13 protein-coding genes and 1 pseudogene are annotated in these 14,850 nt (G+C 39.0%); all 14 read left to right on the top strand.

Translation table 11 applies throughout. The features are described 5' to 3' along the window. The first annotated feature begins 9 nt into the window (after nt 1-9). Entirely contained in the window at nt 10-3,357 is a 3,348-nt protein-coding gene (locus DWX61_RS08390; RefSeq protein WP_118624778.1) for an FtsK/SpoIIIE domain-containing protein, read from the top strand. 49 nt (nt 3,358-3,406) lie between these two features. After that, the gene (locus DWX61_RS08385) at nt 3,407-3,676 is read left to right on the top strand and encodes a WXG100 family type VII secretion target (RefSeq protein ID WP_118624776.1); all 270 of its coding nucleotides are present in this window, start codon (nt 3,407-3,409) and stop codon (nt 3,674-3,676) included. Between the two features lie 38 nt (nt 3,677-3,714). Then, nucleotides 3,715-4,887 (top strand): ADP-ribosyltransferase, encoded by a 1,173-nt coding sequence (locus tag DWX61_RS08380; RefSeq protein ID WP_182433972.1) that lies wholly within the window; start codon nt 3,715-3,717, stop codon nt 4,885-4,887. Between the two features lie 231 nt (nt 4,888-5,118). Continuing rightward, nucleotides 5,119-5,763: a hypothetical protein gene (locus DWX61_RS08375; RefSeq protein ID WP_118624772.1), complete on the top strand. Its 645-nt coding sequence runs from the start codon at nt 5,119-5,121 to the stop codon at nt 5,761-5,763. Between the two features lie 75 nt (nt 5,764-5,838). Further along, entirely contained in the window at nt 5,839-6,819 is a 981-nt protein-coding gene (locus DWX61_RS08370) for a type II CBASS E2 protein (protein WP_118624770.1), read from the top strand. Between the two features lie 90 nt (nt 6,820-6,909). Continuing rightward, entirely contained in the window at nt 6,910-7,977 is a 1,068-nt protein-coding gene (locus tag DWX61_RS08365) for a Mov34/MPN/PAD-1 family protein (RefSeq protein WP_118624768.1), read from the top strand. Between the two features lie 2 nt (nt 7,978-7,979). After that, nucleotides 7,980-9,107 carry a ThiF family adenylyltransferase gene (locus tag DWX61_RS08360; RefSeq protein ID WP_118624766.1) on the top strand — a complete coding sequence of 376 codons (1,128 nt, stop codon included), beginning with the start codon at nt 7,980-7,982 and terminating at the stop codon, nt 9,105-9,107. A gap of 20 nt (nt 9,108-9,127) precedes the next feature. Then, on the top strand, nt 9,128-9,625 hold the full coding sequence (locus DWX61_RS08355; RefSeq protein WP_118624764.1) for a hypothetical protein: 498 nt from the start codon (nt 9,128-9,130) through the stop codon (nt 9,623-9,625). Between the two features lie 3 nt (nt 9,626-9,628). Beyond that, complete coding sequence (locus DWX61_RS08350) at nt 9,629-10,171, top strand: VTT domain-containing protein (RefSeq protein ID WP_118624762.1); 543 nt, start codon at nt 9,629-9,631, stop codon at nt 10,169-10,171. Between the two features lie 30 nt (nt 10,172-10,201). Next, nucleotides 10,202-10,837 (top strand): YARHG domain-containing protein, encoded by a 636-nt coding sequence (locus DWX61_RS08345; protein ID WP_118624760.1) that lies wholly within the window; start codon nt 10,202-10,204, stop codon nt 10,835-10,837. Between the two features lie 60 nt (nt 10,838-10,897). Further along, nucleotides 10,898-11,947 carry an N-acetylmuramoyl-L-alanine amidase gene (locus tag DWX61_RS08340; RefSeq protein WP_118624758.1) on the top strand — a complete coding sequence of 350 codons (1,050 nt, stop codon included), beginning with the start codon at nt 10,898-10,900 and terminating at the stop codon, nt 11,945-11,947. 397 nt (nt 11,948-12,344) lie between these two features. Further along, on the top strand, nt 12,345-13,769 hold the full coding sequence (locus DWX61_RS08335) for a Mu transposase domain-containing protein (protein WP_286188065.1): 1,425 nt from the start codon (nt 12,345-12,347) through the stop codon (nt 13,767-13,769). A gap of 206 nt (nt 13,770-13,975) precedes the next feature. Beyond that, a complete protein-coding gene (locus tag DWX61_RS19250) occupies nt 13,976-14,107 on the top strand; it encodes a hypothetical protein (protein ID WP_286188064.1) in 132 nt (43 codons plus the stop codon). 12 nt (nt 14,108-14,119) lie between these two features. Continuing rightward, nucleotides 14,120-14,692, top strand: a pseudogene (locus DWX61_RS08330) (ATP-binding protein); the annotation flags it as partial. Nucleotides 14,693-14,850: the final 158 nt, after the last annotated feature.

The following is a 14,850-nucleotide window of genomic DNA, read 5'->3' as shown; positions in this document are numbered from 1 at the left end:
GGTTATATTGTGATAAAAATCCACCCAGAAGTAGTAAACATATGTGAAGCTTTACAAACAATGGTTTCGCAGTATATACGAGACTTTTCGGAAATCGAAAACTGGTTTGAAATCCAGGATGATAAACTGCTAAAGCTCAACCAGGACGAAATAAACAAGTGGCTCAGGGAGGCTAACCTCTATAAGTCAGAGCTGAAGACACAAAGAGATCATTTCCTGCATCTTGGGGAAGAACAGCTTGCAGCTATGAAATCTAACGAATCTATTTATTCTTTAAATGACAGAAGCTACTCAAAAAGAAAAAACGCAGGGAAGCTTGTTTTAGCGGATTCTTATGAATACCCATATGAAAACAACAACAATCCTCTAGACCAGCTGGACTATATTAATGAACGACTGCAGGAGCTGATTGCCATTTATTCTAATAAAAATCCGCCGCATATATTCCGGGAGTTCATGTCACGGAAAGGAACAAAAAGGCATCAGGCATATGCTGAGATGGAGTTTCTGATGGATAGGGCAGAGGTGTTAGTAGGGTTGCTGGATAAATCAGCACGATCTGTTGGACGGATTCATGAAGATATCGATACAAATGCAGAAAACAAGATTTCTGAAATTAAAGACTCTTATAATGCGGATGCCAAACAGCTTGATTTGGAATATGTAGAACGGGTTAAAGCTGCACGGCAGCAGTTTGAACAGTCACTTCAGACTGCGTTGCCAGTAGAAGATCTCTTGGATCTGGATAACCGTGCAGAGAAATGTTCCCTTGCTGAGGGGGCCTATAAAACAGTTGCTTCTATGCCAGAAGATATCTGCGTAGGTTCTTTTGAGTTTGAGATAAATGTTACAAAGGAGCATGAATACATAACCGATGTCCTTGCCTCATTATACGGATCCTATATCCAAAACGGGACAATTCTTGTACTGCCTCTTCTGTTAAAAGCAGAGACAACACATTTACTGTTTATCAACAATAAAGATGCAGAGGGTGTGGCTGTTGAATCAGTAAAAGGCTTTATCTGCCATTATCTGCTTAATATGCCAGTATCCAGTGTAAACTGCTTTTTTATTGATGGCTACCATTCCGGAGCAAATTTTAAAATATTTTCACCATTAAATAATGTAGACAGTAGCATTGTCCGGAACGAAGTAGCAACTTCTTCCCAAAGCATCAACAAATTGCTTGACATTATTTTGAAATCAAATGAAGCTCTTGTGCAGAAAAAATTAAATGGTTATGATACCTTGTTTGATTTTAACCACGCATCAGGAAGCATTTATGAGCGTTATTCATTGCTTGTGATTGATAACTTTCCTAAAGGGTTTAACGATGAAGCTCTCGAAAAGTTAGAAAGAATTCTGATTCAAAGTGAACAGTGCGGGGTAAGCATTATAATAAATTATAATGAAAATCTTTTCTCAGATGAATATGGTGACGTAACCAAAAAAATCAATTTGCTGCGGCAACGTATGTGCTGTCAGTTTCACGCATCAGATCTGCTTTTTCCGGAAGAAGATGTCCCATATACATTCCGTTTAAACAAGACGCCTTCTAACTGGAACAGCTTATTAAAAACTTATGCTGAAGAAGTTGTAAGTAATAGTACAAAGTCTGAACCGCTCAGTAAGCTTCTGACAGACGATGCAGAGATGTTTTCCAGAAACTCCTGCAACAGTCTGGTTATTCCATTTGGTATGGGCGGCCCAGGCAAAGTGCAGAACCTGATTTTTGGAAAAGGGGTTTCCCACAGTGGCATTCTAATAGGTACCACAGGATCTGGAAAATCCACACTTTTACATTCCATTATCCTGAGTGCCATTGCACACTATGGACCTGACGAATTATCTTTATACCTTCTGGATTTTAAGGAGGGTGTAGAATTTTCATTATATGCGAATAACCAAGTTCCACAGGTCAAATTTGTTTCCATTGAAAGCCAACAGGAACTCGGATTAAGCATTCTTGGCAAGTTATGTGAAGAAATAACTGAGAGAAGTAAAGCGTTCGGGGAAGCAAAAGTAAAGGATATCGAATCCTATCGCAGGATAACTGGAAAGCCCCTGCCAAGAGTGTTAGTAATCATTGATGAATTTCAGGTTTTATTCGATATTAATACAAACTATAAGGTCGCCGAAGAATGTGCCAACTATATGAATAAATTAATCAAACAGGGACGTTCTTTTGGTATCAATGTCTTAATTGCGTCACAGGGCATTGCGCGTCTCCATGATATTTCCCTGGACGCTGGGCTGTTTGCCCAGATGACGGTGCGTATTGTGTTGAAATGCGATGACGATGATGCTGAATTTATGTTAAAAAAGAATTCAAAAATCACTAATACTTTTGGCTCAACACAAGGAGCTGGCGCATATATTGCAGATGATTCCTGTGATCCGGAAAAGTTTGTAACTGCATTTATGCCAGACTCAGACAGAGTAGAATTCCTGCAAAGCGTTGGAAAATATTATGCTGATCAGGGAATTCTCCCAGAAATTGTTGTATATGATGGTTCAAAAAGTGTTTATTTTAATGAACTCCTTAGTTCAACCGATAAACTCGAAGGAATTGTGGGATATGATGAAGACTACACGCTTGTTCTGGGTGAATCAATGGGAGATGTAAAACCTGCAGTTATGAAATTTAATGCGGTAAATAAGAATCATTTGCTTCTTATTACAAATGATCAGGAAAAATCCAGAAAACTGTTTCTGAATTATATTCAATGTCTGCTGATTGCTAAAAGCAGAGATTCTGAGTTCAGCACAGTTTCTCCATTCATTTTCCTTTGCGATCAAAAAATTCAGACCAGAAAAGCAGATAAAAATGATTTACTTTTAGAATTGAGTAACGGCATGGAAGATATCTTCTATACCAAAAACAGCAAGGGAATTTCAGAAGCACTGAATACCTTATATGAAGAATTTCAACAAAGGGAAGAAGATTCCGATGATATCAATCAACCATTATTTTTGTTTCTTTTTGGTCTACAGAATATGGATAGGATATTGGAAACATTTGATGGAGAAACGGACTTTGATATGGAAGATCCATTTGCACTAGACGATAACGATAATTGTGACAGCAAAAAATCGCCAGGCCAGATATTCCGGATACTGCTTCAGAAAGGCGCACAGCGAAATATTTTTATTGTGGCCTGGATGGACAGTGCCCAAAGTGTCAAAAAACTGGAATTTGGTGACATCGAATATTTTGGAAATAAGGTACTCGGAAAAATGAGCTCTGCCGAATCAGATGTATTAATTGACTCCTCTATCGCAGGAAAACTCAACGAAACCCAGCTCGTTTACAGCAACCTGAATTCTGAAATACAAAAATTGAAGATATACCAGTAATAACTGGATAATATCTATAGGAAACTTATGAAAAAGGAGAGAGATAATTATGGCAAAAGCATCCGCAGATTCTGAAGCAATCAGAAATTTTTCAAAACAGGTAAAACAGTATGTTACACAGCAGGAAGCTCTGATTACAAAGCTGAAATCCCAGTATTCAACAGCCGGCAGCCAGTGGAACGATCTGCAGTATCAGAAATTCGGTCAGGCGTTAGGAGAGCTTGAAAAAACAATCAAAAGAACAGCTCCTGCATTTCTGGAATATTCAAAGAAACTTGATACAAAAGCAAAACAGATAGATGTATATCTTGGTAAATAATGGGAAAGGCAGAAACTACCACGGAATCCATGGAACACATGGCTTCCATTGTCAATGATGTTGCATCTGATATTTCAACAGAATCTCAAAAGCTGCTGAAAATGGTCAATTACATTGAGACAAAAACAAAATCGGCCATACAGCACAGCGAAGACCAGATGTCTGCATGGAAACATGAAATTCAGGATCTTGAAAATGAAATTGCTTCATACAGAGCAATGGAAGATGAAGATCATGACTATAGTGCACAAATTGCCGCATGCCAGCACCAGATCAGCATCCTTCATTCACGTATCCGGAAAGAACGTCTTAGAAACAATGACATCCGACAGACATTATCCAGGTTCCGCCAGGAAAGCTCACAGGCGTTAAAAACTGCTAAACAGGTTCATCTCGCCGCTGAAAATGCAAATACAGACGGAAAAGAATATATTTCACGGAAAACAAATATTCTGAGCACTGGATACGGCAAGATCGTTACAGGGGTTTCCGCCATAGGCATGGGATTAGGACTGCTTTCCCATGGATCCGATACAGATTCTTCATCTGGGGGGCGTTCATCGCTCTTTGGAGGAGGAAACGAGGGACAGGGAGCCTTTTCCGTAACAGATTTTGGAAGCAATAAGGGAAATGCACAAGAATGGGGAATGCAGGCATTTCAGGAATGGAACGATTCATTAAGTATCGTTGAAAGGCAAGCATTGATTGATTATAAAAAAGAATTATACCCGCATGAATCAAGTTATTATGTAAACATCAATGATACACTGAGAGGCAAGGATTCTTTTAGAGATGGGAACCAAATGCGTTATATGCGTATGCATAGTGCCCTCAGCCGTGCATCTGTGCCCTCAGATGTAACTGTTTACAGGGCTATATCGAGGGATGCCTACCATAACATGATAGAAAACGCTCGGGTGGCTGGAGGAGATGGCTTACGGGATAATGGATTTATGAGTTGTTCACTGGTTTCAGACAATATATTTACAAATTCGAGTGACGTAATTATGCGACTCACCGTCACAGAAGGCTCAAGAGGTGCATACATAGGGAACGTTGGATCTGAATTTGCAAATGAATGTGAACTGCTCCTTGATTGTGGCAGCAGCATATTTGTTACCGAAACATCTGATGTCCCAAGAAGTACGATTACCGGAAACCCGGCAGACACAGATACCATCACACTAGTTACTGGTGTCGTTGAAGCTTAATAAAATAAATGGTAAGGAGATGTTTTATCAATGGAAAGAAATAAACGTTTTCTTTATGAAAATGGAGACCTCGAAATAGTGACAAATCAGTGTAAGGACTGTGCGTATAGGACAAACCATCCTTTATCCTGCCAGAAATACGCAAGGATTCCCAATGGGACACGCAGTGGAAAACTGCAGTGTCCATATAAAAAACAGGTCTGAGTAAAAATTTAAGGAGGCGTATCAATTATGTCTTTATCTCCGGACAAGCATATTGAGCTTCAAGAAGCACCTTCTACAGATAAAGAATTTTCGGCCGACAGCATTATCGGCAATAATCTTATTCACGAACCAGAAAAAAACAGAGCGGAAGAAGAAAGGATAAGAATCTATAATCTTTTGCGTCGTGGTGATCCTGTAACCATAAATAAAAATGGAAACGTTGAAATGTCAGCCACTGAAAATACGGATAAAGAAATTACTATTCCTGTACCTGACATTTCTGAAATACTTCCTATTCCTTGTGGTGTTGGAAAATTAGCAGGTCCAGATAAGGTTGAACATTTTGTTGCGTCTGAAAAGCTGGGGTTCCCACCCCCAAAGGGGTTTTCTGAAAAGAAGCAGGAAAAGAAAAGGAAAGAATTGTACAGACAGGTTACAAGAGCTAACAAAAAAGAATTAGAAGAGGAAAGAGTAAGACTCCGTAATCTTTTACTTTCTGGTGATATTGAAACAGCTGATAAATGTAGAGATGTTGAAAGTTCAGCCAATGAAAAAGCGGATAATGAAACTACAATTTATGTACCTAAAACTATCCCTATTTTTAGCGGCGGCCCCAAATTAGCGGGTCCTGACAATGATCCTTGGATTGATAGTGATATGAATTCCAAGTAGAATACGCAGGAGTAAACTGCGCAGTTCTATAAGGAACAAATATAAAAACAAAGAGCTTAAGAGGAGGATGAATTTATGTTTCAGAAGATGATTACTGTACCAAAGGGAAAATTAGCTGCAGATGCTGCGGCAGAAGAAAGAAAGAAAATCCGTGAAGCGCTTCTTAGAGGTGACGGTGAAGTCAAAATCACACAGAGCGGTGATGCAAAACCTGCTTCTGAAGTAAAACCTGGTGACGGTAATACCATCAATGTCCCGAAAGGCAAACTGGCTGCAGATGCTGCAGCAGAAGAAAGAAAGAAAATCCGTGAAGCACTTCTTAGAGGTGACGGTGAAGTCAAAATCACACAGAGCGGTGATGCAAAACCTGCTTCTGAAGTAAAACCTGGTGATGGTAATACCATCAACGTTCCGAAAGGCAAACTGGCTACAGATGCCGCAGCAGAAGAAAGAAAGAGAATCCGTGACGTACTTGTTCGAGGGAACGGCGAAGTCAAAATCACACAGAGCGGTGATGCGAAACCTGCTTCCGAAGTAAGACCTGGAGATGGAAATACAATTAGTGTGCCAAAAGGAAAACTGGCAGCAAGTATGTACTGGTATGAAAATGATCCAGACTTATATAGAGAAGAAGTTAAAGCAATGAACCAGCAATTTCCACAGTTTGAACTGAGAAAATTATCAGATGGACGTCTTTGCTGGATTGGTACTGTAAAACCTACTTCAGTACGTAAGAATGCCTCTTGGATGCTTCAGCTTGTATATGATCATAATCATCCAAGTAATAATAACTATGGTGGTTCTGTAAGAGTATATGTGATTGATCCTGACCTTGAAGAGCTGAAGCGAAAGCTTGGCGGAATTCCTCATCTCTTACGTGATCCATCTGGAAATATCCATCTTTGTACCGCTCGAAGAGAAGATGTAAAAACCGGACGAAATCTTTCTACATCTGCCGTAGCATCTTTAGCATGGGCGATTAAATGGATCTGCGTATTTGAATTATGGCTTGCTGGAGATGTTACCACAGACGAGTTCCAGAATCATACATTTTAATCCTGCAGCGGCTCCCCGCTTTTCTTCATCACATATGTGTGAGGCGGGGAGATCTGCTCACAATACCCGTGAAAGGGAAAGGAGGGCCTTTTGAAAAAAGTTATTTTATCTCAACGTGCATATTTATCAATTCTTGCTGAAGTGTATGAGAGGGTTCAGACAGAGACAGGCGGGATACTGCTTGGTCACCGGGAAGGTGACACATGGTATGTATTGGAATCTGTTGAGCCTGGTCCGAAATCTATTTTTACCCCAACTTACTTTGAATATGATGATGCATATGTTACATACAGGGCTAACAAATTAAGCCGTTTGTATAAATGCTCCATTGAACTTCTGGGCTTATGGCACCGTCACCCTGGATTACTGAAGACCTTTTCTTCTACAGATGATGGCACAAATAAAATATATTCTGATATGCTGGATGGAGCCATTTCGGGAATTGTCACACTGGGAAATGGATTTGAAATTACAATGTACTATGTCCCTTCAGATGTCCGTTACGAAAAAATAGAATGTATTGTTGATAACGAACAGATTCCTGAAAACTACCTGGCATATTATGACACAGAGTATTACAAGGACTTAATAAATGAAGCAGGTACGGGAGTACATTCTGCAGAAACTCCTAGACCCGCTCCGCAGCATATACCTGCAAAGAAAAAAGCACAGTCGGCAAAGAAAAAGAAAGTGCAAAAAACACATCATTATTCACCGGAGCAGGAAGCATTGAGAAAAGGGTTCCTGTACAACCTGGGTGAAAAAATTGCAGATAAGATTTCGGACCTGTTCGAAGGAATCGATGGAGAAGAAGAAACTGCGGAAACATCGGAAAATGAAACTACAAGTGAAGAAGAAGCTTCTGTATTTTATGAAGATAATGACATCGCTTTCATTTTCGATACAATTGAATCAGAAATTGCATATTTACAGCAAATGGAAGCAAACGGTGAAATAAAATCTACGTTAGAACCCAAAAAAGACAGTAAGGGTAAAGATGGGCTGATTGTTTTGATTGAGGATTTACGGCAGCCAGAAGAATCATTCCATTATCGTATCATATTCTTTGTTCATAAAAAGCAGGTTATGGTAAAAAAAGAAGATGGAAAAGTCCAGCCTTATACTGACAATTTAATATCTATGATTCTTGGAGGTTGATTATGATTGATTTCTCTATTGTCCGAAAAAAATATCGTGTATATATTCCCAGCGAAATGATGAATCAAAAATATACAGGACCTGTTTATGGATTCTATCATGAAGCTACCGGAGTTTTCAATATTACAGGATCCATGAGTACCAATGGTGAATCTGTAATCGGTGAAATTTCCCAGGCAAAACCTGAAAACTCTTCTGATTTATTGTGTGGATACTGGGAAGATGGTAAACTGCTTTTTGTTTATCAGGACGAGCCATATGAAATAGCAGAATATACATTGGAGAAAAATCTTTTTTCAAGAAATACAGGCATATTGGAAACAGACTGGATGATGGATAAATGTGCATTTATGCTTGGCTGTGGATCTGTCGGAAGCCTCGTAGCTCTTGAGCTGGCACGTGCAGGTGTAGGCACTTTTGTTTTAATTGATAACGATATCGTAGAATATCACAATTTATGCAGGCATCAGTGCGGCATCCATGATGTTGGATCTTTTAAAGTTGATGCCATGAAAAAAAGGATTCTTGATATCAATCCTCACGCAAATGTGGTAACATGTACCAAGATTGTCGAGGAAGTTCCAAAAGAAATATACGATAAATATGCTGAAAAAAATACCATTTTTATTGGATGTGCCGATAACAGGGAAGCGGATGTCTATGGAAACCGTATTTCTATGATGTATGGAGCAGCATACTTATCAGCTGGCTTTTGGGAAAGGGCATATGCCGGGGAAATTTTTTACCATTTGCCAGAAAAAAGCATGCCATGTTATAAATGTGCATTAGGTAGCGGAGAAAGCCTTTCTGAAAGAACAACGCAGAGCCGACGCATTTATACCACAGAAGAGAACCTTGAAAATGTGAATTTTGCTCCTGGTATTGCGGTGGATATTGATTTTGTTACAATTATTGCAGCAAAACTGGCAATTGATATTTTAAACCGTTTTAATGAGCAGTATATTCCAAAACTTTTGCCAAGTCTCAAACAATTCACACTGGTATGCAATACAAATGATACCCGCATTGGTGGAGAAATGGCAGAAATTTTCTCTTATCCATTACAGGTAACACGCAACCTGAAAGTTGAATTCCAGGATGGGGAATGTCCACCTTGCAAATGTTTATAAAAGAGGAGGCCTGATATATTATGGCTATGAATGAATATGGGGAAATTGTCCGTCCAGACAATCAATCCTCAAGTACTTCTGGCGATATATCCAGTGAAAACAGCAGAAATTATGACTCCTTTTCCTCAGATGTTGTAAATCATTTTACAACAGCAAGAAAACGAAATTTTAATATCATAACTCTGCTGCTTACCATTCCTTTCTATGCTGTGATTGGATATTTTACAGCTGAATATTTTCAATACAAAGATATCACAAACCAAATAGGTGCCATGATCGGGGCAGGTGCTGCCCTGATTTGCACCCTGATCTACAATAATGCACTTGCCAAACAATATGGGGGATATGAATATCTAATCTCCCTGTTATCAGCAGGAATTGCATGGGGTATCGTGGCTGCTATAATAGCTCTCGTTTTAATTATCATTGAAATTATAAAGTTTGTTGTCAAGATAGTGGCAGCCATATTTGGTTTTATTGTCGTAATTGCAATACTCATAGGTGTATTTGGAGGGTAATGCGTGAAATTTTCTGCAAAAAAAATATCTTTATTTATATTGATTATTTTCATGGTAATAGTTTTAAATTATATCCTTCATACGAATGAAAAATTTTTTCTAAATTTAAAAGCATACGGATATATCGGAACTTTTATGGCATGCTTGCTTTTGAATGCAACGGTTCTTTTCCCTTCTTCCAGTACTATGGTTGTCATGTCAATGGCAACCATTTATAACTCTGTTATGGTCGCGCTGATTGGTGCCTTCGGAGCATCACTTGGAGAATTTACCGGGTATTTTACTGGATATTACGGAAGCGCAGTTGTAGAAAATAGTGCTATTTTTGATAAAGTAACAGGCATTTATGCAAAATTTCCTAATTTTGCCATAGTTCTTTTTGCGGCCCTGCCGCTTCCGGTTTTCGATATTCTCGGAATAATGGCAGGAAGCATAAAAATGGAGAAGAAGAAATTTTTCTTGTTATGTTTCATTGGAAAAGCTATAAAAATGTTAATTTATGCATATATCGGCGTATACACATACAACCAGATAACAATCAAATAAAACACATAAAAGCAAAAGAGGATTACAGTTATGCCTATGAATGAATATGGAGAAATTATTCGTAATTCTTCTCCGCCACCACCCATACCTCCTACAAATAATAACAGAAATAGTAATAATAATCCAAAAGGAAGCGGTATTGCCCTTGTTATTGGAATAGCAATTTTAGTTGCAGCAATTTTCTTTATTGTTAATGCAAATAAAAATAAGGAAAATACCAATTATGTCGATGCTGATTCTACAGCAGCTTCAGATTATAGCCAGGATTATAATACTCAGGAAAACAACTCAGATGACAATGATGTTGAATATTATGATACAAACAATACAGATGCTGGCATTGATGAATACAGTAATGAGGAATATTATAACAGTTCTGAAGAAAATTTATCCGATTATATTTTACCTTATAGTGACTCAGAGTACATTTCTTATTCTGATTTGGATGGCCTTTCCCAGGAAGAAGTCCTGCTGGCCAGAAATGAAATCTATGCCCGTCGTGGAAGAAAATTTACTACAGAATCCATAAAAAATTATTTTGAGTCCAAATCCTGGTATGTGCCTCAGTATGAACCGGACGACTTTCCAGATTCAATTTTTAATGAATACGAAAAGGAAAATATAAAAACGATTGTAGCATACGAAACAGAAAAAGGATGGAAGTAAATAAGAAGACAACTCATTGTTATCTACTGAAAAAATTTTCCTGAACGGAGGTCGTTATTAATGAAAAAAAGAAGCGCAGAGGTGCGCAGAAGAAGAGTGAGATTATTCTTTCGTATATTATTAAGCGGATTCATAATAGGGCTTTTAATAGGACTTTTGGCTGGTGTATTTTGGGAAATTAAAATCTCCCAATACAGCAGCAATCAAACAGATCCTGCTACGAAAGAATCTCACCAAACTGAAGCTGTTGACGGATTACAAACAGTTTCCCCAACTGTATCACCTGATACATCATCCAAAGTCAGTACAGCAGTAAGTATTACCCAGGTGCCATCTCCAACTCAGGAACTGGTTCCCAAGATTGAAAAAATTTATTGGGATAATACCTGGCAGTATGCAGATTTTCCCAAAATACATGATGATATCGTAATATTATACCAGTCCGATGCCCAGATAAGAAAAAATCATGTTATAGCAGTAAATGCTGGGCATGGAACTCCTGGTGGTAGTAACGAAAGAACTCAGTGTCATCCCGATGGTAGTGCAAAAGTAACTGGGGGAAGCACGGCTGCTGGAGAAATATATGCAACCGCAATTTCAGGAGGAACCACTTTTTTAGACGGAACCGAAGAAGCCGCAGCAACGCTTTCACTGGCAGAACTTTTAAAAGAAAAGTTATTAGATGGCGGATATGATGTCCTGATGATCCGTGAAACAAATAACTGCCAGATTGACAATATTGCACGGACTGTTTATGCAAATGAAAATGCTGACTGCCATATTTCACTTCATTATGATTCTTCAGAAACAGATAAGGGATTTTTTTACATAAGTGTCCCGGAAAATGTAACTTACCGGTCCATGGAGCCGGTTGCATCCCACTGGACAGAGCATGAAAAACTGGGAGAATCCATTCTTGAAGGTGTGAAAACTCATGGAATCCAAATATTCGGAAGTGGATCTGTAGAAATTGATTTAACCCAGACTTCTTATTCCACAATTCCATCTGTGGATGTTGAAGTCGGAGACCGTGCTTCTGATTATACACAGGAAACACAGGAAAAAATTGCTTCAGGAATTTTAAGCGGTATCCAATTATTTTTTGAATAAAATTGAAAATTGAAATTATAACGGGAGAACTACAACAGTGGTCCTCTCGTTTTTTATTGCCAAAGTTATTTTTATCTTCAGAAAAATCAACAAAAGATAAGGTTCCGAGCCAATATATACCAATACTCCTATTTTCATATCTCATATCAGTGCTTTACAAAGCTTTTGTTGTCAAATCTTTCTGTATCTTTTAATTTTTCTGTTTACCTACATCAAAAATACATATTATCAACGAAGAAATTTGCAAATTCCGGCTCATCTGACCACGCATTCCGCTAAAAATTGATCGGTCTTTCCGGATGTAGCTGAACGTATTTCCGCTTCAGCTGATCAATAAGTTTTCAACATGTTATAGTTCTTTCGTAGTCATCAAATGATTGCGAAAGGAGGCATAACTATGCAAGACTACAACACGATTATCGGCTCCATCCAGATGCGTTTGAATGGATGTCAGACCAGGTCTGTTATGGACCGTTACAAGATTGGCTCAGGTACATTAAATCTGATCATGAGCCGATATCATGCCAACGGGATCCCGATTGAGGAACTCCGAATGATGGCACCTAAGGAAGTTGAGAACCTTTTCTATCCGCAGAAAAATCTACAGAGGAAAGATATCCCTCTTCCAGATTTCAAGTATTACTATGACAGAATCCATACACCAGGAAGCCGCATGAACATTTCGTTCTGCTGGCTGGATTATAAAGAAAAGAATCCTGATGGTTATGAGAAGTCACAGTTTTATGAATACTTCAACCGATTCATAGCGGAAAACTATGATGGTCAGAAAGTATCAATGGCTGTAAACCGAATCCCGGGTGAAAAGATGTATATCGACTGGGTCGGTGATCAGCCGGAACTTTTAACAGACACTGAAACAGGTGAGATTAACAAGGTTCATATTTTTGCGACCACGCTTGGAGTAAGTAGCCTAATCTATGCAGAAGCTTTTCCAAATGAGAAACTCCCATGTTTTATAGAAGGCTGTGCCCATGCTGTTTCATTTTATGGTGCTGTTACGAAATACTTTGTGCCCGATAACCTGCGAACTGCTGTAACCAAACACACAAAAGATGAACTTATCCTGCAGTCTATCTTTGCAGATCTGGAAGATTTCTATGAAACTATAGTTCTTCCGCCGCCCGCTAGAAAGCCGAAAGGCAAGCCTACAGTTGAAAATCATGTACGTTATCTTGAAATATATCTGGTTGAGAAATTAAAAGAAAAGATATATGTGTCATTTGAAGACCTGAATGCTGATATTAAAAAAATAGTAGCGGTCCTCAATAAACGATCTTTTCAAGGAAAGGATTTCTCAAGACTGGATGCTTTCGAAAAGTATGACAAACCATGTATGAAACCACTGCCAGGCGGATGTTACACGGCTTGCGACTATAAAGCGGTCTTAAAAGTTCCCAACAATTACCACATCGAGTATGACGGCCACTACTACTCCGTATTGTACTCTTACTGTGGCAAGTCTGCAATCCTGAAGGCAACTGCATCGGAGATCAGGATTTGTGATCAGTATAATCGGCTGATCTGTACACATAAGCGGTCTTATAGAGAGTTTCCGCTGTATATCACAGTAGATGAACATATGCCGCCAGAACACCTTTATTATAAAGAAGTCAATTCAAAGGATGGTAATTATTACCGTCGTTGGGCTTCTGCCATTGGTCCTGCAATGTCAGAACTGATTGACAGACTCCTAAAATCATCAAAACATGAAGAGCAGTCTTATAATGCCTGTGCAGGTATCCTGCATAAAGTAAAAACAATCCCGAAAGGTGCTGCTGAAGAAGTGCCCGTAAATGTATAGAGATCAATTCCTGTAAATATTTTACCTTCAAGCAGATGCTAAAAAAGATGGATGTGAAGGAACTCCCCGAGCATTCACCAGGAACATTGCCTAATCATGAAAATATTAGAGGAAAGGACTACTATAAGTAAGGGTGACATACTATGGCATACAGATTAAAATACTATCTTTAGAACGATAAACTCACAAAGGAACAGAACATACTCATGGATCGGCTGTATAAACTCCGTATGTCCGGTATGGCTGAAGCCTTTGAAAAGCAGCTTCTGGAACCAAACACAGGTCTCGAACCATTTGAAGTCCGCTTTGCTGATATTGTAAATCATGAGTGGGATTAGCGTGAGAGTAAAAAGTTTAAACGCCTCATGAAGAAAGCGTCCCTGAAATATCCTGCAGCGGATCTTGACAGTTCAATCTACGATCCAGAACGTCAGCTGAATACACACGTCATAGAACTTCTGGCCAAGTGTGATTGGATCGATGAGCCGAATAACCTACTGATGACCGGAGGGGCCGGTGCTGGGAAAACGCACATCGCCTGCGCCTTATGTATCACAGCAATGCATCAGAATCGTACTGTTAAATATATACGTGCGAACACTCTTTTAAAGGAATCAGATTATGCCAGGCAGGAAGGTAATTACTTCGAGTATTCGAATGAAATGGCCGCTTATGATCTCATGGTGATAGATGATTTCGGCTTAATGGATCTGGATATCGAAAAATGCCGCGACCTGTTTGAAATCATCGAGTCCAGAGACTGCCGCAAGGCAACTATTATTATCTCACAGATTCCAGTATCCGGATGGTATCAACTTTTTGGAGATTCCACCTATGCAGATGCCTGCTTAAGCCGAATGACATCCAAGGCATATCGTCTTGAATTTCCTGGCAGGGATCGTAGAGTAAACAACGGTAACTAATAAACCTGCTGAGCTTTGCTCAGTTTGAAGCGGAATGGCGCTCCGTTCCTCTGGAACGGATGCGCAGTTCTTGCGGAATATGCAAAGAAATTTTTTTGATGAAAGGAGAAAATACATTATGAAAAGCAAAAAAGAAGACACAAAACTTTACAAAGGGA

This window comes from Ruminococcus sp. AF20-12LB, assembly GCF_003478985.1.
Lineage (GTDB): Bacteria > Bacillota > Clostridia > Lachnospirales > Lachnospiraceae > Blautia_A.
Note: the sequence above shows the minus strand (reverse complement) of the source record. Positions and strands in the feature narration are given on the sequence as shown.